The sequence below is a fragment of the Photobacterium lutimaris genome (assembly GCF_003025555.1).
Classification (GTDB): domain Bacteria; phylum Pseudomonadota; class Gammaproteobacteria; order Enterobacterales; family Vibrionaceae; genus Photobacterium; species Photobacterium lutimaris.
Genome location: NZ_PYMH01000001.1, coordinates 1,144,372 through 1,164,760, shown reverse-complemented (window position 1 = coordinate 1,164,760; position 20,389 = coordinate 1,144,372). Strand labels below are relative to the sequence as shown.

The 20,389-nt window shown below is 46.4% G+C and carries 17 protein-coding genes; 13 read left to right on the top strand and 4 right to left on the bottom strand.

Annotated features, from left to right (window positions below; genetic code table 11):
- Nucleotides 1–84: 84 nt before the first annotated feature.
- Together C9I99_RS05050 and C9I99_RS05045 are read right to left on the bottom strand one after the other, a co-directional pair.
- Entirely contained in the window at nucleotides 85–972 is an 888-nt protein-coding gene (locus C9I99_RS05050; protein ID WP_107347716.1) for a LysR family transcriptional regulator, read from the bottom strand.
- Nucleotides 973–1,043: 71 nt separating this feature from the next.
- Nucleotides 1,044–2,486, bottom strand: a complete 1,443-nt coding sequence (locus C9I99_RS05045) for a sugar porter family MFS transporter (protein WP_107347715.1) — start codon at nucleotides 2,484–2,486, stop codon at nucleotides 1,044–1,046.
- A 569-nt stretch (nucleotides 2,487–3,055) separates the two neighbouring features.
- Here C9I99_RS05045 and iolE point away from each other — a divergent pair.
- The 12 genes from iolE (at nucleotide 3,056) to iolG (ending at nucleotide 17,010) form a co-directional block, all read left to right on the top strand.
- Entirely contained in the window at nucleotides 3,056–3,949 is an 894-nt protein-coding gene (iolE, locus tag C9I99_RS05040) for a myo-inosose-2 dehydratase (protein WP_107347714.1), read from the top strand.
- A 134-nt stretch (nucleotides 3,950–4,083) separates the two neighbouring features.
- Nucleotides 4,084–5,955 (top strand): 3D-(3,5/4)-trihydroxycyclohexane-1,2-dione acylhydrolase (decyclizing), encoded by a 1,872-nt coding sequence (iolD, locus tag C9I99_RS05035; protein ID WP_107347713.1) that lies wholly within the window; start codon nucleotides 4,084–4,086, stop codon nucleotides 5,953–5,955.
- A gap of 188 nt (nucleotides 5,956–6,143) precedes the next feature.
- A complete protein-coding gene (locus tag C9I99_RS05030; RefSeq protein ID WP_107347712.1) occupies nucleotides 6,144–7,319 on the top strand; it encodes a Gfo/Idh/MocA family protein in 1,176 nt (391 codons plus the stop codon).
- 11 nt (nucleotides 7,320–7,330) lie between these two features.
- A complete protein-coding gene (gene iolC, locus C9I99_RS05025) occupies nucleotides 7,331–8,326 on the top strand; it encodes a 5-dehydro-2-deoxygluconokinase (protein ID WP_107347711.1) in 996 nt (331 codons plus the stop codon).
- Between the two features lie 182 nt (nucleotides 8,327–8,508).
- The gene (locus tag C9I99_RS05020) at nucleotides 8,509–9,378 is read left to right on the top strand and encodes a 5-deoxy-glucuronate isomerase (RefSeq protein WP_107347710.1); all 870 of its coding nucleotides are present in this window, start codon (nucleotides 8,509–8,511) and stop codon (nucleotides 9,376–9,378) included.
- 12 nt (nucleotides 9,379–9,390) lie between these two features.
- Nucleotides 9,391–10,218, top strand: a complete 828-nt coding sequence (locus C9I99_RS05015) for a class II fructose-bisphosphate aldolase (RefSeq protein ID WP_107347709.1) — start codon at nucleotides 9,391–9,393, stop codon at nucleotides 10,216–10,218.
- 75 nt (nucleotides 10,219–10,293) lie between these two features.
- Nucleotides 10,294–11,127, top strand: a complete 834-nt coding sequence (locus C9I99_RS05010) for a MurR/RpiR family transcriptional regulator (protein WP_107347708.1) — start codon at nucleotides 10,294–10,296, stop codon at nucleotides 11,125–11,127.
- Between the two features lie 212 nt (nucleotides 11,128–11,339).
- The gene (locus tag C9I99_RS05005; protein WP_107347707.1) at nucleotides 11,340–12,167 is read left to right on the top strand and encodes a sugar phosphate isomerase/epimerase family protein; all 828 of its coding nucleotides are present in this window, start codon (nucleotides 11,340–11,342) and stop codon (nucleotides 12,165–12,167) included.
- Between the two features lie 95 nt (nucleotides 12,168–12,262).
- Nucleotides 12,263–13,156, top strand: a complete 894-nt coding sequence (locus C9I99_RS05000; protein ID WP_107347706.1) for a DMT family transporter — start codon at nucleotides 12,263–12,265, stop codon at nucleotides 13,154–13,156.
- A 246-nt stretch (nucleotides 13,157–13,402) separates the two neighbouring features.
- A complete protein-coding gene (lpdA, locus tag C9I99_RS04995; protein WP_107347705.1) occupies nucleotides 13,403–14,812 on the top strand; it encodes a dihydrolipoyl dehydrogenase in 1,410 nt (469 codons plus the stop codon).
- A 364-nt stretch (nucleotides 14,813–15,176) separates the two neighbouring features.
- Nucleotides 15,177–16,001 (top strand): 5-deoxy-glucuronate isomerase, encoded by an 825-nt coding sequence (gene iolB / locus C9I99_RS04990; RefSeq protein WP_107347874.1) that lies wholly within the window; start codon nucleotides 15,177–15,179, stop codon nucleotides 15,999–16,001.
- A 25-nt stretch (nucleotides 16,002–16,026) separates the two neighbouring features.
- Nucleotides 16,027–17,010: an inositol 2-dehydrogenase gene (gene iolG, locus C9I99_RS04985; RefSeq protein WP_107347704.1), complete on the top strand. Its 984-nt coding sequence runs from the start codon at nucleotides 16,027–16,029 to the stop codon at nucleotides 17,008–17,010.
- 215 nt (nucleotides 17,011–17,225) lie between these two features.
- On the opposite strand, the gene C9I99_RS04980 is transcribed toward iolG, so the two are convergent.
- A complete protein-coding gene (locus C9I99_RS04980; protein WP_107347703.1) occupies nucleotides 17,226–18,083 on the bottom strand; it encodes a MurR/RpiR family transcriptional regulator in 858 nt (285 codons plus the stop codon).
- Between the two features lie 412 nt (nucleotides 18,084–18,495).
- On the opposite strand from C9I99_RS04980, the gene C9I99_RS04975 reads away from it, so the two are divergent.
- Entirely contained in the window at nucleotides 18,496–19,284 is a 789-nt protein-coding gene (locus tag C9I99_RS04975; RefSeq protein ID WP_107347702.1) for a hypothetical protein, read from the top strand.
- Nucleotides 19,285–19,328: 44 nt separating this feature from the next.
- Here the strand turns inward: C9I99_RS04975 and C9I99_RS04970 are convergent, their stop codons facing one another.
- Nucleotides 19,329–20,249: a LysR family transcriptional regulator gene (locus C9I99_RS04970; protein ID WP_107347701.1), complete on the bottom strand. Its 921-nt coding sequence runs from the start codon at nucleotides 20,247–20,249 to the stop codon at nucleotides 19,329–19,331.
- Between the last annotated feature and the right edge of the window lie 140 nt (nucleotides 20,250–20,389).

Here is a 20,389-nt window from a genome sequence, read left to right as displayed (position 1 = left end):
TTAGATTGATAGATTAATCGAATGCAGTGAGCTCATCAAGGCGCTTGCAACGTGGAGTCAGTTGTTTCGGAAATACGCCTTGGTTTAAGCGCTTTCCAATAAAAAACTCTTGAAGTGACTGGCAACGGCAGAGGCTTTCGTTGGTGGGTGGTAATACAGGTTTAGGCTCCAAATACTGGTTTCGTAATCTTCCAGAATTGGGGTAAGCAATCCATCCGATAGTGGTTTCTCAAGGATAAAAGCCGGTAAATAGGCAACGCCAGCCCCTTTAATCGCACTTTGCAGCAGCAAATCACTGTCGTTAACTTCCAGCGATTTGGGTACTTTTATCATCTGTGTCTCACCATTACGCTCGAAGATCCAATCATTACTGCCGGTCAGGGTAGTAGCAAATAAACATTGGTGTTGTGATAATTCGGTTGGAAACTCGGGTGCAGGGTTTCGTTCTAGATATTCAGGAGAGGCGACAGCAACAAAAGGGCTCTGCATTAGCTCGCGGCGAACAAGGTGGAGGTCTTTTTCTTGATAGCCTTGATAGCAAGCGTTGGCGCTGATGACCAAGTCGGCTTCTGCAGCATGATCCAGTGCCCATGGTGTCACATTGAGGTTAAACGTGACGTTTGGGTGTGATACGAGGTAGCTGCTGATTCTATCCATCAGAAAGTTGTTGGCATACACCGGGGTGCAAACGATATTGATATGGCCTTTGTCTTGCTCTTGGAAGTCTTGCAGGCTACGACAGAGCTGCTCGGCGTTATCAACCAAGGGCGAAAACTCATCAACCAGCTTTTGACCGGCAGGGGTGGGGGTTAATAAACGGTTAGTACGACGGCATAGGGTAATACCAAAGCTCTGTTCAAGATCTTGCAACCAGCGGCTACCCGCAGAAACTGAAATGTTGAATTTACGTGCGGCGGCAGAAATAGAACCGGTTCGTATAACGTAAACAAAGAAAGCCATTTTATCGAGCATCATTTTTCCCATGTGACGTAAAAGCAGGCTTTCTGAAAGAAGAAAGCCTGCTGTTTATCGATTAACGTAAATTAAGCTGCAGCCTCTGTTGTTTTTTCCGGTACCTTTTTGCCCAACTTTTTAGCCATTGCTTCTTCCATTTTCTCAAGGCTGACGCCTTTGGTTTCCGGAACGTATTTGACGACCACAAACATACAAATGATTGATAGTATCGCGAATAACCAGAAGCTGAAGGCACCGTTGAAGTGCTCCTTCAAGAAGGCATTCTCGTTCAGCATCGGGAACGACTGGGTGACGATAAAGCCAGTGAACCACTGCGCACCAACTGCGATAGCCATCGCTCGAGAGCGGATGCTGTTCGGGAATATTTCAGAAATCATGGTCCAGCATGCACAGCCCCACGATGTCGCGTAAGACACAACGTACAGACACAGTGCGAATAGCGCGGCGTAACCTTCAGTGCCGGTGTAAAGCACATAGCCGACAACTGTCATACCCACGGCACAGCCGAACGTTCCGTATTTCATCAGTGGTAAACGGCCGACTTTATCGATGAGGTACATACCCAGTGCGTTACCTAGGATAAAGACAATACCAACGAAGGTGGTCTGGAAAAGGGCGTTCTCCGTACTACCTGTAATCGGTTTTAAGATCTCCGGGGTGTAGTACATGATGACGTTGATACCGGTTAGCTGCTGGGCGGCAGCAACAAAAGTACCGATCACCAAGATGGCAAATAGCAATGGTGAACGCAGGCTGACTTGCTTCTTGCCTGGGGAGTTTGAATCTACCAGAGAGGCTTGGATCTCGCTGATCAACTGATCCGCGTGCTGTGGGTTGGAAATGCGCGATAGGGTGTCTTTGGCTTGATCGATTTTTCCTTTCAGTACCAACCAGCGCGGTGATTCAGGAATCAGGAAGAGTAAAGCGGCAAATAGCGCCGCTGGAATAACTTCTGATCCCAACATCCAGCGCCAGCCCATATCAACCAACCAAGCTTCACTCATACCCTTTGCAATGAGGTAGTTAACATAGAACACACCAGTTTGGCCTATAACCGCAGATTGCTGGAACATACTGACGGCACGGCCACGGAAATCTTTGGGTGCCACCTCAGACATGTACATTGGTGAGACGACACAGGCCAGACCAACTGCCACACCACCAACGATGCGAAGTAGAACATAGAACGTGAAGGTCGAGGCCAGCGCAGAGCCAATGGCAGAAATCATGAAGAGAATAGCTGCAATGAAGAGGGTGTTGCGACGGCCATATTTGAGGGCGGACCAGCCGGCACTTACCGCACCAAGGATACTACCTAAAACGACACTTGATACGGCCCAGCCGGTTTGTGCCGCGGTTAATCCAAAATGCTCCCTGATTGGACCGATGGCACCTGAAATAACCGCGGTATCATAACCTAATAAAATTCCCCCTAGGGCTGCGATACAACAAATTCTGATGATATAAGCAAAGTTGTGTTTTCGGACTTCGGCCGAAATTGTGGGTGACATGTTCTACTCCTTTATGAGATCCCCGTCTCTAACTCAGCCATCGAATAAGTTTGAGTTGGGTAGCTTCCCGATGCGTTATTTACTGTAGGGTATTTGCATCGGTATTCTTTCATTCACCAATATTTGTAATAGCGATTTATTGCTTTAATAATAATTTTCCACTTGGTGACGGGCTAAATCATATGCTCTTCGATTTTTCACGGCTATAGCCAATAGGGTGTTTTGTCGGAAAATGATACTTAGGTCAAATTGCGAAAAATATTTTCCGTTAACGTCGCTTGCTTTAAGTTATTGAATTTATTGATATAGAATAAGTGTGATCCCGCTCAAGAATTTCTGCCAAGCCCCGTTATTACTGGGTTTTTTTCATGTTTTACGAAAAAGTATGAATCGATTTTTTGGTGTGAAAAATATTTTTCGTTTATATTTTTTCGGTTATAGTGAATTCCAGTGAAGCAAATGGTGCAGATTTAAAAACGGTTCAGGAATTCCAAAATAACATATTCCACTGGACTGATCACAATCGTCACCGACCCGGAATTAAATAATCATAAAATTGGAGTACAAACATGAGCAATGTTCAATATGGAATCAGCCCACTGACCTGGACCAACGATGATATGCCAGAACTTGGCGGCGAAATCCCATTGGAAACATGTTTGAGTGAAATGGCAGAAGCGGGTTTTACTGGTACCGAGCTAGGTACGAAATATCCTCGTGAGCCAGAAGTTCTTATTCCTCTGCTAGAAAAACACGGCCTGGTTCTCGCTTCTGGCTGGTATAGCGGTAACTTGATGACGCTAACTGCTGAAGAAGAAATTGCGGCTATGCAGGATCACATCAAGCTGCTGAAAGCGGCTGGCTGTAAAGCGATGGTGTTTGGTGAAGTGAGCAATACGGTTCACGGCGACATCAATACGCCTCTGTCTCAGCGCGTCATCTTGACGATGGATGAGTGGAAAACCTACTGCGAGAAGCTAACAACTGTTTCTGAGTACCTACTCAACGAGCACGACATCAAGTTGTCTTTCCACCACCATGTGGGCACCATCTGTGAAACTGAAGACGACATCAACCTAATGATGGAGCTAACTGGCGATGCAGTACACCTAACGCTGGATACCGGTCACATTACATACGGCGGCGGTAACCCTGTCACGATGATCAAGCGCTGGGGGCACCGTATCGGTCACATGCACTTTAAAGATCTTCGCCTAGAAGTCATGAATGCCGCTCGTGATGCAGACAAATCATTCCTTAATGCCGTTCTTGATGGTGTATTTACTGTCCCTGGTACTGGTGACGTTGATTATGACGATGTATTCGCTGCACTGAAAGAGCGTGACTACAAAGGCTGGCTATTGGTTGAAGCTGAGCAGGATCCTGCAAAAGCCCATCCACTGACATTCGCCAAAACAGCGTTTGAGAACATCACCGCCTACGCGAACAAGTACGGCCTGTAAGTTTAGGCAAAAGGGTAAGGGGGCAGGCTAGGCCCCCTTAACATCTCACCGCAAATCACACAGTAAGAACGATGAACAAGATTTGCAGTGAATAAAGGAAGACATTTTTCGAATATCGAAAAACGAGGAAGACAATGAATACTGTACGCCTGACCGTTGCTGAAGCACTTGCCAAGTACCTTGCAGCACAAATGATTGAGATTAATGGAAAAAAAGAACAGCTTTTTGGTGCCGCCTTTGCGATTTTCGGTCACGGTAATGTGACGTGTTTCGGTCAGCAGCTAAAGAATATTGAAGACAAAATTCCTACTTGGCGTGGTCAGAACGAACAGTCGATGGCAACAGCGGCGATTGCTTACGCCAAGGCTAATCAGCGTCGCCGTATCGGTATTGCAACCAGCTCTATTGGCCCTGGCGCAACCAATATGGTGACTGCTGCCGGTATCGCGCACACCAACCGTCTGCCTCTGCTACTTATTGCCGGTGATGCCTATGTTAGCCGCCTGCCAGACCCTGTTTTGCAGCAGCCGGAGAACTTCGAAGATCCGTCTGTCACATCCAATGATGCATTCAAGCCGCTAACGCGTTACTGGGATCGCGTGCTATCACCATCTCAGCTGATGCACACATTGCCGCAAGCACTCGATACCATGCTGGATCCAGCAACATGTGGTCCGGTATTCCTCGGTTTGCCGCAAGATATCCAAGGCGTTGCTTACGACTTCCCTGAAGTCTTTTTTGCTGAAAAAACACACCGTATTCGTCGTCCAGAGCCAGAAATGATCGTTCTGGAAGAAGCGAAAGAAATCCTAATGCAAGCGAAGAAACCACTGATCATTTCAGGTGGTGGTGTTCACTACTCGCTAGCGACTGACGAGCTGGCAGACTTCGCGGACAAGCACAATATCCCAGTGGTCGAGACCATTGCTGGCCGTGCCACTATGTTGCAAGACAACCCATTGAACGCAGGCCCAATCGGTGTCACCGGTTCAGACTCTGCTAACCATATGGCCAATGAAGCTGACGTAGTACTGGCTATCGGTACCCGCCTACAAGATTTTACTACTGGCTCTTGGACAGTATTTAAGAACCCAGAAATGAAGCTGGTCAGCATCAACGTGGCGAAGTTCGATGCCATCAAGCACATGTCATACCCAGTACTGGGTGATGCGAAAAGCTCGATGACGAAGCTATCGACATTGCTTGGTGACTGGCGCTCGGGTGATGAGTGGTCGGTAAAAGCCAAAACAGAAGCCGATGAGTGGAAAGCGCTGGTACATCGCCGCACCCACCCACAAGAAGGTGATCTGCTACCGGGCATGTCATCTTACGCGGAAGTGATCGGCAAACTGAACACGTCGATGGAGAAAGGCGATACCGTACTAACAGCAGCGGGTGGTCTGCCGGCTGAGCTGTCCATGAACTGGCAGAACTACCAAATTGGTAAGTTCGATATCGATTTCGGCTACTCGTGCATGGGCTATGAAATTGCTGGAGGCTGGGGGGCAAAAATTGCCAATCCAGACAACGATGTTGTCGTGCTGGTGGGTGACGGTTCATACCTGATCCAGAACTCAGACATTTACTCATCGGTACTGACGGGTCACAAGATGATTGTGGTGGTGTGTGACAACGGCGGCTTCGCGGTGATCAACAAACTACAGAACAACACTGGTAACGAGTCGTTCAACAACCTGCTTGAAGATTGCCGCCGTCCAGATGGCGAGTTGGCCCGCGTTGACTTTGCCAAGCATGCCGAAGCACAAGGTGCGATTTCTGAAAAACTCACTTCTGTCGACGAGTTCGATGCTGCCTTTGCCCGCGCCAAAGAAGCCGACCGTACTTATGTGATTGTGGTTGATATCGACCCGGTCTCTCCTGCGGCATGGTCTAAGTGTGACTGCTGGTGGGAAGTCGGTCTGCCTGAAGTGACCCGTAACGAAGAGACGGCGAAGAAAGTCGCTGACTGGGAGGAAGGGCGAGCAACTCAAAGACGCGGTGTTTAAGGTCTAGGTGACAAACCGAGTCACTCTCGAATGAGAATTTATTAACCAAGAGGCTCTTATCGCTGAGAGCCTCTGAGAATAAAAACTTTGTAAACAAGAACTCAGTAAACAAGAACATACTATTTCCAATATCTGAAACGCGGGTCTCTCTCAAAAAGTAGTGGGGATACCTGACAAGGAGTGAAGCCATGTTTAATGAAGAACGTCATTTTGATCAACCTATCCGTTGGGCAATGGTAGGCGGCGGCCGTGGGAGCCAGATTGGTTACTCGCACCGTAACGCAGCGCAGCGTGATGGATTGTTCAAGTTGGTAGCCGGTGCTTTTGATCTTGATCCTGAGCGCTGCCGTGACTTCGGTAACAACCTTGGCCTTGAAGGCGACCGTTGCTACGCCAATTACAAAGAGATGTTCGAGCAAGAAGCACAGCGTGAAGATGGTATCCAAGCTGTGTCTATCGCCACACCTAACTCGACCCACTACGAAATCTGTAAGGCAGCGCTGGAAGCTAATCTGCACGTGGTATGCGAAAAGCCAATTACTTTCACCACGGAAGAAGCCGAAGAGCTCAAAGCCATTGCGACGACAAACAACCGTGTTATTGGCGTGATGTATGGCTATAGCGGTTTCCCAATGGTTCAGCAGGCGCGTGAAATGGTTCAGCGTGGCGACCTAGGTGACATCCGCGTAATCAACATGCAGTTTGCCCACGGCTTCCACAACGAAGAGTACGAACTGAACGATCCTGGTCTGAAGTGGCGTGTAAGCCCTGAGGTTTCTGGCCCAACGTATGTGCTGGGTGATATCGGCACTCACGCATTCTACCTGTGCGAAGTGATGACTGGTCTTGAAGTTGACCGTCTATCTTGTATGCGCCAGAGCTTCATTAAGTCGCGCACGCCGCTAGAAGATAATGCCCACGTAATGATGGAATTTAAAGGCGGTGCTGTTGGTACCCTTTGGGCATCAGCGGTGAACGCAGGCTCTATGCACCAGCAGAAGATCCGTATCGTCGGCTCAAAAGCGTCTATCGAATGGTGGGATGAGCAACCAAACCAGCTTCGTTTCGAAGTACAGGGTGAGCCAGCTCGCGTACTAGAGCGCGGCATGGGCTATTTACACCAAGATGCGCCGGGTGTGGCATCAAACCGTGTTGGCGGTGGTCATGCAGAAGGCTACTTTGAATCTTGGGCAAACCTTTACCACCGCTTCGCATTGGCGTTTGATGCGGCTGACCGTGATGACCAAGAGGCACTAGCGGGTATTTGGTTCCCAGGAATTGATGCCGGTATCGAAGGTGTACGCCTGTGTGAAAAATGCGTTGAGTCAGCAGACCAAAACGCCGCATGGGTTGAATACAAGTAGTAGGAATGACGATGACAAAGATTGCACTTCAGCAAGATCGTAAGCTGGATGCCATCGTGTTGGGACGTGCGGGCGTCGATCTTTACGCCCGTGAATCAAACACAGATATGGCTGATATTTCAGGTTTTAATAAGTTCGTCGGTGGCTCGGCAGCGAATATTGCAGTCGCTATCAGTAAGCTAGGCGGCAACGTCGGGTTTATTGGTTGTGTCGCAGATGATGCATTCGGTGGCTACGTTAAGCAATACATGTCAGGTCAGGGGATCAACCTAGACGGCATGATGACAGATAGCTCGGGATCACGCACCTCAGTGGCATTTACCGAGATGAAACCAAGCGATTGTACGGTACTGATCTACCGCAACAACGCCTCTGATTTGACCATCAAGCCAGAGCAAGTCGACCCAGAGTATATTGCCAATGCCAAGGTGTTGGTAGTAACCGGTACGGCGCTTTCAGAAAGCCCGAGCCGTGAAGCAACGCTTATCGCAATGGAGCATGCACGCCGCAGCAACACGCTCGTCGTACTGGATGTTGATTACCGCCCCTATTCATGGCGTACCGATGTCGATGCCTCTATTTACTACGGTATTGCAGCAGGGCTGTCGGATATCGTGATCGGTAACCGCGAAGAGTTCGACATGATGGAAACCGTGTTGGCACCGGGTAATACCGACGACGATGCAACCGCAGATCGCTTCCTCCGTTCAAACACCCAGGTGGTGGTGGTTAAAGCCGGTGAGTTCGGATCGAAAGTGTATTGCCGCGATGGTCATAAATTCCAACAGGGGATCTTCCGTGTCGATGTGCAGAAGCCATTCGGCTCTGGCGATTCATTTGCTGGTGGCCTTATTTGGACACTGGCCAATGGTGGCGAGTTAGAAGACGGCGTCAAGCATGGCACAGCAGCAGCGGCGATTAATGTCAGTGGCAATAGCTGTACTGAAGCAATGCCAACCAAAGAACAATTATTTGATTTTATTGAGACCAGAGAAAAAAGCCTTTAATAGTCACCTCCGGACGAAGTGATTAAAGGCAATTAGGTCCGCCGGGCCAGTATTTAAACTGGATACGTCTAGAAAGGGTACAAACCATCGAGGTCCGGCTTTTTTATTACGACAATTTAGACAGATAAAACACTGCGCTCGAAAGTGACAGTTGATAAAACAGGCAGTGAGGAGAAAGTACTATGGGCAAGCATATCCCACCATTTGATAATAAGAACCAGCCAATCGTTGATGTAAACGATGACGTCACACCGTTGTGTTATTTTAATCAGGTTCGCCTGTCGCAAGGTGAGCAGCACCAGCATATCGTTGAAGGCTATGAATCTGTCATTGTCCTTGCTGGCGGCACCTGTTCAATTACCGTGACCAACGGTGAAAAAACCGACGTTTACGACAACATCGGTAAGCGTAAATCAGTGTGGGATGGCAACCCAGAAGCGGTCTATGTCCCGCTGGGTTACAGGGCAACCATTGACTGTGTCAGCGATACGGCTGACGTGATGATTGCTGGTGGTAAGTTTGAACAGTCACTAGAACCTTTCTGTGTGCGTGAAGAGAATGTCGATATTGTCCAGTACGGTTCCGATGACACTAAAACTCACCGCAAGATCAAACACGTATTGGGTCAGTCTAATTCAGATAACCGTGGCCGCCTTCTTGTTAGTGAATTATTTACTGTCGGTGCAGGAGGCTGGTCGGGTTTCCCTCCTCACAAACATGATGAAGACCGTGTTAAGCCTGATGGCAGTAAAGAAACATTATATGAAGAAGTCTACCAGTTCCGCTTCAACCCAGATTTTGGCTTCGGTGCCCAGTTCTTGTATGAGCATGAGGACGACTTTGGCCCGGTTTACCACGTGCGTACCGGCTCTGTGATTGCTATCGATAAAGGTTACCACCCAAGCGTTGCGGCACCGGGATACGAAATGTACTACTTCACCATTATCGTCGGTAAAACAGAAAAGTCGCTGATCCAGCACTTTGATCCGCACCATGAGTACCAAGTCGAAACGATCCCTGGCATCAAGGATATGATCGCCAAGTTCAAATAAGGAGGGGGCGATATGCTCGTCAATTTGAAAGACCTATTGCCTCAGGCAGCAGCATCAGACTACGCGGTCCCTTGCTTTAACGTGTTCGGCTATGAAGACGCCCGTGCTGTAGTCGAAGCGGCAGAAACGGTTAACAAGCCGGTGATCCTGGCCTGTAATAAAGATGTGGTCGACTTCTATGGGGTAGAGACAGCCGCCGCGATGTTATTGCCACTGGCGCACAATAGCTCTGTATCGGTTTGTTTGCATCTCGATCATACCTATGACGAAGAGGTTGTTTACCGTGCCTTGAAGGCAGGATTCAGCTCAGTGATGTTCGATGGATCTCAGTTATCGCTTGATGAAAATATCGCTCGTACCCGTGCTGTGGCCGATGTTGCCCATGCGCTGGGGGCATCGGTTGAAGGCGAAATTGGCTCAGTACCTTATGATGAAGGCCGTGACCATATCAAATCGGTCTACACCGAGCCGGAAGATGCCGCGCGTTTTGCAACAGAAAGTGGTGCTGATTGTGTCGCGATTTCGGTGGGAAACGTACACAGATTGACCGAGCCGACATGTACGATTGATTTTGGTCGTTTAGATCGTATTGCGAATATGGTAGATATTCCGTTGGTAATACATGGTACCAGTGGTATCCGTGACGAAGATATGGAAGTGCTGAAGCGTTCACGTGTGTCTAAGTTCAACATCGGCACCTGCTTGCGTCAAGCGTTGGGTCATAACCTTCGTGATTTTATGAATGCAGAGCCACAAAAATTTGATCGTATCTACTTCATGCAAAAAGCAATGCCTTTTGTGAAGGAAGAAGCTATTCGCAACTTTGAATTATTATCATAAACTATAGCCTCAAGTGCTTGGCGCTTGAGGTATTCTTATTTTGTAGTATTGCTTTCGAGCGGGGAGCGGCCAATTATGGATGTTGAAGAACAAGTACCAGCTGACTTAGATACGCTGCGTGAGCTTATTGTTAAGCGATACGATAGCCTAAGTGGGCGACTACAGCAGGTTGCTGATTTTGTGATGGCCCAGCCAATGCTGGTAGCGGTCGAAACAATGGCAACCATAGCAGAACAGGCCAATGTTCCTTTATCTACACTGAGTCGGTTTTCAAATGCAATGGGCTACTCTGGGTTTAGCTCAATGCAGGCGTTGTTCCGTGACCAGTATTTGAATCGCCCTCGGGATTATATCGAACGAGTCAAAAAAGCACGTGCAACTGAAGAAGTGAGCCAAGACTCTCCGATGGCGATCTTCCAAGACTTTGGACAAGCCAATATTGAAGCGATGGAACAGCTTCAAATGTCTGTTTCACCGCAAAAGCTTGAAAGAGCAGTGAGCTTGCTTGATGGGGCCGAGACAATTTACATTCAGGGCATGCGTCGAGCCTATCCGGTAGCATTTTATCTCTGGTATGCACTGATGAAATCAGACAATAACGTTGTATTGTTGGATGATCACGGTGGCATGCTGGCACCGATGACGCGTCGAATGAATGACAAGGACGTATTGATTACTGTTACTTTCAGCCCTTATGCGCCTGAAACCAGTAGCTTGATTGATACTGCGTTTGAAAAGGGGGTGCCGATTGTTGCGATTACGGATAATCAGATGACATCCCAAGGCAGTAAAATGGAAGTGTGCTTTGAAGTACAGGAAGGCGAAATTATGGGTTTCCGATCCCTCAGTAGTTCTCTGTATCTGGCACAAACACTGGCAGTCAGTTTAATGTGTCAAGAAGTGAAATAAAATCTCTTGAGACATTTATAGTTAGTACGAGTAACCAAGTTATTTAAAATAACTTGGTTACCGATACCCAAGTGACTTTTTAGCTAGTCCAAAATAAAAGTTACTTGAATATAGAACCGCTGCTTAATTTATTTTTCTCATTTGGGAAGGTGTTATCTACGTAGCACTTAGGAACGTCAATGCACGGCATTTAATGTCGATAAGGATTTAAAATGCGTTTTGCTCTTCATGGAATGTGTTCGCTTCATAGTAATATTCTGTCTGATATTCGTTTGGCGAAGGAAACAGGTTATCAAGGTCTAGAAATTCACACCGAAAAATTGTGGCGTTACATTAATGCCGGTTTTACCGGTGAGGAATTTAAAGCACGTCTTGATGCGGCCAATATTACCCCTTCTGCAATTGATATCATTGGTGGGGTAGAAGCAACCACAAAAGAAGAACAACGGCGTGTATTTAAAGAAACGGAAATCTTATGTCGCTTTGCTAAAGAAATTGGTGCCCCAACCATTCAGCTTAATGCTTTTGAGAGCCTTAATGGTTTTAGTACTGAGGATAACATCCAGCTAACGGCAAAAAATATCCGAACTATTGCTGATATTGGTCGTGAGTACGGTATTCGTTTTCAGTATGAAGGGGCTGCATGGACGCCAATCGCAACGTTAGATGATTATTATCGATTGCTCGATGCAGTTGGGCGTGATAATTTTGGCTTCGTATTGGATACATGGCACCTATGGGCATGTCGCGGTGCAACCTTAGAGCAGATTTCCCAAGTTGATAAAACTCTGATTTATAATGTTCATTTATCCGATGGCAAACGTCCTGCTATAGGGAAGCCATGGGTTGATGAAAGAGATCTTCGTGGTGTCTACATTGGCGAAGGTGATATCCCAATGCAAGAGTGGGTGGATGCACTTCTACAGACAGGTTATGACGGTTTCTTCTCGGGCGAGTTCCTCAATGATCAAATGTGGGAGCACGACCATTATGAAGTGGCAGAAAAAATGCTGAATGGGATGAAGGCATTAGTTCGTTAAAAAGCGGCAGGGATTGGCGGCTTATATTTGGAATAAAATGTGAAATTATATTGCTGTTACTTCCTGCATGTTACTTCTAACGAGGTGGCTTAAGCATGAACTTTGAGCGCCGTGCAGATTTAATATTGGTCGCAACCACAATTTTGGCGGCAGCTGGCTGGATTTTCTCTAAAGAAGCAATTCAGGGGCTACCGCCTTTTGGTTTTATTGGCTTGCGCTTTATTCTCGCCTCTTTGTGTATATTGCTGTTCTGTTTTTCTGATATTAAGAAAGTCGAAAAATCCGTTATACCCAAAGCACTGGGGGTCGGCTGTATTCTTGGTAGCGCGATATTGCTGTGGATACATGCCATTTCTGTCAGTGATACACTGGGTGAAGGCGCATTTATCATGAGCCTATCCATGCTATTTGTCCCTTTGATTGCTTGGCCGTTGTTCAAAGCCAAGCCTCCAAGAACATTTTGGCTGGCGTTACCTATCGCTTTTGCTGGTTTACTGATGCTGTCTTTAGGTGGCGGTAATGGCTGGCAAATATCGTCTAGCCAGTTGTGGTTCATGGCTGCGGCGGTAATGCTGGCGGTTCACTTCAACTTCAACAGCAAATATGCTCGCCAGATCCCAACGCTGTTGTTGACCTGCTTGCAGTTATTCAGCATTGGCTGTATGGGAAGCATTGCTTCTCTGTTGTTTGAAACATGGCCAGAGTCGGTCAGCTTAACGACCTGGGGCTGGTTCACAATGAGCATGTTGGTGGCGACGAGTTTACGCTATGTAATGCAGACGATGGGGCAGAAACACAGTACCGCAGCCAATGCCGCGATTATTATGATCCTTGAGCCTGTCTGGACCGTTATTCTCAGTGTAATTTGGTATGCCGAAGCAATGCCATTCAATAAGCTGGCAGGGTGCTTGATGATTTTATTGGCACTATTTACATACCGCGGTGGACCATTTGTGTTAAGACGGCTGACAAGGCGTTTTTCACAGTAATATATCTGTGTATGGGTTATTTGAGGCGGCAACATGGCGAATGTTGCCGCCTCATTGTCTTTGTAACAGGCAAACATTGAGCTGTTAGACATATTGACGGTTCACTTTCTACAGAAAGTGAACCAGCATCAGATATTCCAACTTTGCGATTTATTTTTATTTCTTTCTAGGATAAACCTACCAATGGCACGCTATGTTGCCTATATCTGGTAATTGAGTATTTAACTTGGCATAGAAGGAATTTTAATGACGGAATCTATCAACGTAGATGTTGTTGTACTCGGTGGTGGACCCGGTGGGTATACAGCGGCCTTTAGAGCGGCAGATCTTGGATTGTCAGTGTGTCTTGTTGAAAAACGTGACACGCTAGGTGGTGTTTGTGTCAATGTGGGCTGCATTCCCTCAAAGACCCTGCTTCATGCCGCATCGCTCATCGAGCATGCTAAACATGGGGCAAGTATGGGTATTTCGTTTACTGAGCCCAACATCGATATTGACGCATTGCGCACCCATAAAGAAGGGACAATATCCGAACTGACGAAAGGCATCGCGAACCTGTCTAAAGCGAGAAAAGTCGTTCGTCTGCAAGGTGAAGGCCAATTTATTGGGGAGCGCACGCTGTCGGTTTCGGCTGATACAGAGCAGCATGTAAACTTCAAGCACGCCATTATTGCGACGGGCTCCCACTCGGTTAAATTACCGATTGCACCTGATGATTCAAGAGTGTGGGATTCGACTGATGCACTGTCTTTGCACACTATCCCTGAGAAGTTACTGATTATCGGTGGCGGGATCATCGGATTGGAAATGGCGCAGGTTTATTCGGCGCTTGGCTCTGAAATTACTATTGTGGAAGCACAAGATCAGATTATCCCCGCCGCAGATAAAGACATTGTACAACCACTCGTTAAAGCAACGAAAAAGACCTACCAGCTTCTGACGAAAACCAAAGTGATCGGCATGGAAGCGCAGGATGCAGATATTGCGGTTTCCTTTGAAGGGAAAAAAGCACCTGAAAGTGCCATTTTTGATGCGGTGCTGGTCGCTGTCGGTCGTCGCCCTAATACGGCAGGTATTGGGCTGGAGAGCATCGGTGTCGCAATCAGTGAGCAAGGGCTTGTTGAGGTCAATGACCGGATGCAAACGTCAGTTCCACATATCTTCGCTATCGGCGATATCGTTAAAGGGCCAATGCTCGCGCACAAGGCGACCCATGAAGGCAAAGTTGCCTCAGAAGTGATTGCCGGATTGGATGCAACGTTCCATCCTGCTGCAATCCCATCTGTCGCTTACACTAGCCCAGAAGTCGCATGGGTTGGCTTAACGGAGAAAGAAGCCAAACAGCAGGGTATTGACTACAGCACGGGCAAAGTACCATGGCTTGTTAGTGGTCGTGCACAAAGTGTTGGTGCAACCAATGGCGTGACCAAGGCGCTATTTGATAAAGAGTCTGGTGCATTGTTAGGTGCCGGTATTTGCGGTGAAAATGCGGGTGAGCTTATTCACGAAGCGGCCGCTGTTCTTGAACTGGGCGGTACGGCAAAAGACATCGCGCATACGGTACATGCCCACCCAACATTGGCTGAAACCTTCGCCTTTGCTGCAGAGTTGGTCGAAGGATCAATGACCGATATGCTGCCAAGCAGGCGTCGTTAAGTCTTACCACGCATTCTCTATATGTAGCTCTAGCGAGATATGTACCTCTAGCGAGTCAGCTTAATCGCCTGACTCGCTTTTTAATTCCTTTGCTGGAAACCAAAGTTTCAGCCCTTCGATTGCCAATCACTTTATGCTGCCTCCGTTTTATACCCAAGCCACTTGAAGTATGTGTGTGGGCCATAAAGGTCATTTTTTTATGCCAATAATTTCATGCTGAATGAAGAAATTTTCGACGTGTTACCTCGCCCACAAAATGAACCATTTGTTTCATAATTGGTTTGAAAAGGTTTTTTTATTTTCATACTATTTTGAAAAATATTTTCGAACCAATGTTACGAATAACTACTTTGAGAAGGTCGCCATGTCAAAATTGCTCTCCAAATACCATGCCCCTGATCAGCATGGTAATACCCAAACAATTACCCCAGAAAGTGCGCAATGGGGTTATGTTGGATTTAAAGCGTTTGAACTTGAAAGCGGCCAACGTATAGAGCTACCAGCCAGCGATAATGAAGTGTGTTTGGTACTGGTGGGGGGCTTTGCCACAATTACCACGCCAACTGAAACATTCGAGAACATCGGTGACCGAATGGGGCCGTTTGAGCGCAAGAAACCTTACGCTGTTTACGTCGCCAAAGGTGAGGCAATCAGTGTTGTGGCAAATACCCAGCTAGAGCTAGCAGTGTGTACCGCACCAGGCCAAGGTAATTATCCAACCCGCCTGATCGCTCCAGACAATATTGATGCGGAGCAGCGTGGGGCAGGGAATAATAAGCGCTTTGTCCACAATATCTTGCCTGATTACAAAGAAGCCGACAGCTTGCTGGTGGTAGAAGTGTATACGGATGAAGGCTGCACGAGCTCCTATCCGAGCCATAAGCATGATCAGGATGCAGAGCCTAACGAAACCTATCTCGAAGAAACCTATTATCACCGTTTGAATCCTACACAAGGGTTCTGCATGCAACGTGTATACACCGATGATCGTTCATTGGACGAGTGCATGGCGGTTTATGACAAAGACGTCGTTCAAGTACCTAAGGGGTATCACCCTGTGGCAACTATTGCAGGCTACGACAGCTACTACCTGAATGTAATGGCTGGGCCAACACGTAAATGGTTGTTTACCTGGGAAGATGACCATCAATGGATTAACGAAGAGCAATATGCAAGAAAACATCAATAATTAGTTTCCGGCAAAGGAGTGAGACATGTTTAATATTGCGTTATTCGGCGCTGGCAGGATTGGCCAGGTGCATGCTGTAAATATTGCAAAGCATCCTAAGACAACATTGTATTCAATTATCGACCCCTACGTTGAGGGTGCTAACAAGTTAGCCGAAAAGTATGGCGCGCAAGTACAAGAAATCGAACAGGCAATGTCTGATCCGAATGTACATGCGGTATGTATTTGCTCTGCAACCCATACACATGCTGATTTAATTGAAATGGCCGCTGCACATGGGAAAGTAATTTTCTGTGAAAAGCCCATTGACTTAGATCTCAGCCGAGTACGCGATTGTTTGGCGACAGTCCGCCAGCACGGCACACACATGATGGTCGGTTTTAACCGCCGTTATGATCCACAGTTCAGAACAGTGAAAAATCAGCTTAATGCAGGTGTTATCGGCCAGCCTGAATCGCTAGTGATCACCTCTCGCGATCCGTCGCCACCGCCTGCTGAATACACCAAAGTATCTGGTGGTATGTTCCGTGACATGACCATCCATGATTTGGATATGGCTCGTTTCATCATGGGAGAAGATCCGGTTTCGATCACTGCACACGGCAGTTGCATGGTGGATCCTGCCATCGGTGAAGCTGGAGACATCGACACCGCTGTGTTGGTACTCAGCTTCCCATCAGGGGCAATTGCAACCATCAATAACAGCCGTCGTTCTGGCTACGGGTATGATCAGCGCCTTGAACTGCATGGTTCGAAAGGTTTGCTACAGGCTCACAACGTCAAAGAGAACTTGGTGCAGCATTGGGGTGAAGAAGGTTGCGTTGCCGCTAAACCTCAGCATTTCTTCCTTGAGCGCTATGACGCTGCTTATGTGGCAGAATGGCAGGACTTTGTTGACGTGCTTGAAGGTAAAGAGCCTGAGTGTGGCGGTGCAGATGGTGAATTTGCCCTTGTCATGGCTGATGCAGCCCTTGAGTCGATGAAGCAGGGTAAAACCATTAAGCTGTAATATCTTAGCCCAGACCAAAGCCTCCTGAGTGATGACGGGTATGGAGTGACTGTTACCCCCAATGACATCGCCCCAAAGGTTAATCACTCTTAAAGCCTCGCATTTGCGGGGCTTTTTCTGTCTTGCGTCTTGCTTCATATAAAAATGCCGTCGCTTTACACATAGTGTTAGGACGGCATTTATTTAGAAAACAGTAAGTAAAAAGAAGTAAAAAGCTAACCTAGAACGTTTGTTTCAAGATTGTTGCTTGTGCCCTGTCGGTAAGCCAGAGAAACCGCCAACGTTTGAGCAAGACACAAAGAAGCGGATTGCGAGCGGAAAGCCTCAACCTGGGCTTCTTTTACCACAAAACAAACATCACTGAAGGCTGCCAGTGGGCTGACTTGGCTATCGGTAATCACGATTTGTTTTGCACCGGCTTGTGAAGCTATTTCACTGAGAGTGACCGTCTCTTGCGCATAAGGGCTAAAGCTGATTGAGAGTACCGCATCATTAGGGCCAATCATCGAGAGTTGTTCTTTGAACATGCCGCCCAATCCATCAATCAGGAACGCACGACGCTCAAGATGACGTAATGCATAGGTGAGATAAGAAGCGACGCTGAAAGAGCGTCTTAAGCCGATAAGGTAGATGTTATCAGCATTCATTAATATCTCGACCGCTTCTTCAAGCTTGTCTGCCGGCGTTTGCGAAGCAAGGTGGTTCATCGCTTGCGCGTTGGCACGGGCGAACTCTTGCAAAATCATGGCAGGACTTTCTGGTGCACTTTGCTCAGCATCAAGCTCTTTGAAAAGCTTAGCGCGTTCAGTGTAGCTCGCTGTTTCTTCTACGAGGTTGCGGCGAAACAGCTGTTTCATGTCATTAAAGCCGTTGAAGCCAAAAGCATTGGCAAAGCGGATCAATGTAGAAGGAGGGACTTCAGCTTGGCTGGCAATTACCGCAACGGTATCAAAGGCGACACTGTTGGAATTATCCAATACATAGCGGGCGACCTGCTGTAAACGCTTGCTAAGATCGCTATATCGCGTTCGGATTTGATCTTGCAGTTCAGTAAGGTTATTGGCAACAGACATCTCATACTCCCTTCAATTGCTCCTCCTTGTATTGTAACGGCTACAGCCGCACCATGAAACGTTTTTTTCATAAAATGCTAAACATATGCGTAATTAGAATATACATTCCACGCGGAGTGGGCACAAATTACGGTAGCATGTGGGAGGTATCAGATGTTGGTCTGGCAGCTTAGTTGGTACGCTTTTGTAAAGTGGCTGGCCACCTTTTATCAGTTAATTTTCAATGGTGAAAATAATATATAAAATCAAAGTAATTTACTGATGACTTAGATTATTTGAACTTGATTTTCTATTAACTTAAGCTTAATTGACAGTTAAGTATGTGTAAATTCAATTAGATAACCCTCGTTTGTATAGTGACTACATATTCGTCGATTGCATGAATGTGAAGATCGCACCAAATGAGGAAATTATGTTCTTACGCCGTTCAACTCTTTTCGTTACCACGATACTTTTCGCAACATCTTCAATAGCACAAGAAGCCGAAGTCCAAGATATGTCTGATCCTTTGGCGGTTTATACGCAAGCAGGTTTTGGCTATACCGATAAAGGTTTGAACCTGAAATTTGGGCAGACATACGATACTGGCATTGATACAACAATGGGTATGAATGTCATTGAGGTAAAGGGGTTTGCGGGCGATTTATTCGGTTGGAGTAATCGTAATAGTGATGACAGTATCGATTCTTTTCGTTTTCGCAACTTTGGCGTTGACCTTACCAACGGTCGAGGATCGCAGGTAGACGTTAATTGGAATTTTGATAGTAACCAAGGTTCGGCATCATACAGTTTTATTCAAGCATTACCTAAAATGGGTAAGTTTAATTTATACCCCCTTGTAGGCCTTGGGATGGCCGCTGGCGAACAGCTACCAGGTACTTCTGGCGGGAATTTAGATGCAGATCAACTGCGTGACCGATATAACATGCACGGTACCTTTTATGTCATAGGTATGTACGGAAAGGTGCAGGTAACAGACAAGATTTGGTTGAATTATAACCCAATGTATATGGGCACTATTTCGGGCTCATCAATATACAAAGAATTTGGGCTTGAAGGTGACGAATCTGTCATGTCACATGAATTTTCAATGGGTTACCAAGTGACCCCAAGGGCAAATGTGCGATATTATTCAAACTGGACTGAAAATACACAGTATGCTGATGGTGATCATCGAATTGAGTTCAACTATCAGCTTTAACAGAGCAATATTTATAAAGGGCTGGCTATATGTCAGCTCTTTATTTATGCATGTACAAGTGATTTAACCATCTCATATAGCCATAAATGTTTTTTACTTTTTCTATTTTTTTTATTTATGTAGGCGCATAGAGGAAGAGTTGATATCTCGTCTAAATTTGTTACTTTTATCGCTCTTAAACCCTGGCCACAGTGTTTAACAAAATTTTCTAACCCCGGCACAACTAAGTCAGAATGAGTTACAATTTCTCTGACGCTAATTGCAGAAGTACTTCGGTACGCTACATTAACTTTTAGCCCTCTTTTTGCGACGACTTGTTCAATTAACGATGTATGAAACGTGTTGAAAAAAGGCATTTCAATGATAGCAAAATCATAGGCTAATAGTTCCTCAATAGTTGCTTCACTACCTTTGAATGGGTGATCTCTTCTAACAACTGCGACAAAACTTACGTCTCCCAAAGGAAGTTCATAAATATCTTTGGTGGTATTGGGAAACTGGAATTGAACCGCAAGATCTACTTGATCCGTTGTTAGCATCGAAGCTGTTTCAGTTGTCATATTATGTGACGCGAAGGTGACCATAGGACAGTGTTGTGATATCTCCGTAAACATCATGGGTGATAACCAAGGAATAACCTGTTGCCCCATATCAACAGTGATTGTACCTTCAAGCTTGCTAGGTTCGAATTCTCCATGAGTATTCACAGCATATGAAAGCTGCACTAGGGCAGGAGATAACGCATTGAATAGGCTGTCGGCGAAAGGTGTGGTATCAAAGCCTTTTGGTGTCTTCACAAACAGTTCATCTTCAAAGTGCTCTCTGAGCTTGTTGATATTTTGACTTACCGCAGGTGGAGAAATAAATAGCAACTCAGAGGATTTTTTTAGATTACGTTGTTGATATACAACAGAAAAAAGCTTTAACAAGTTTAAATCTAAATTTTTGAATTTGTCGTCTGACATCTAGAACACTTCATGATTTTGGTCTTAAGTTCAGCTTAACAGCAAACTAACTAAATTCAAATATTCTAGCTATCTCTAGCTAATTATCATAGGGCTATGGTTAAACGAAATGCATAACAGTGCTCATGAGCTTTGTGTTT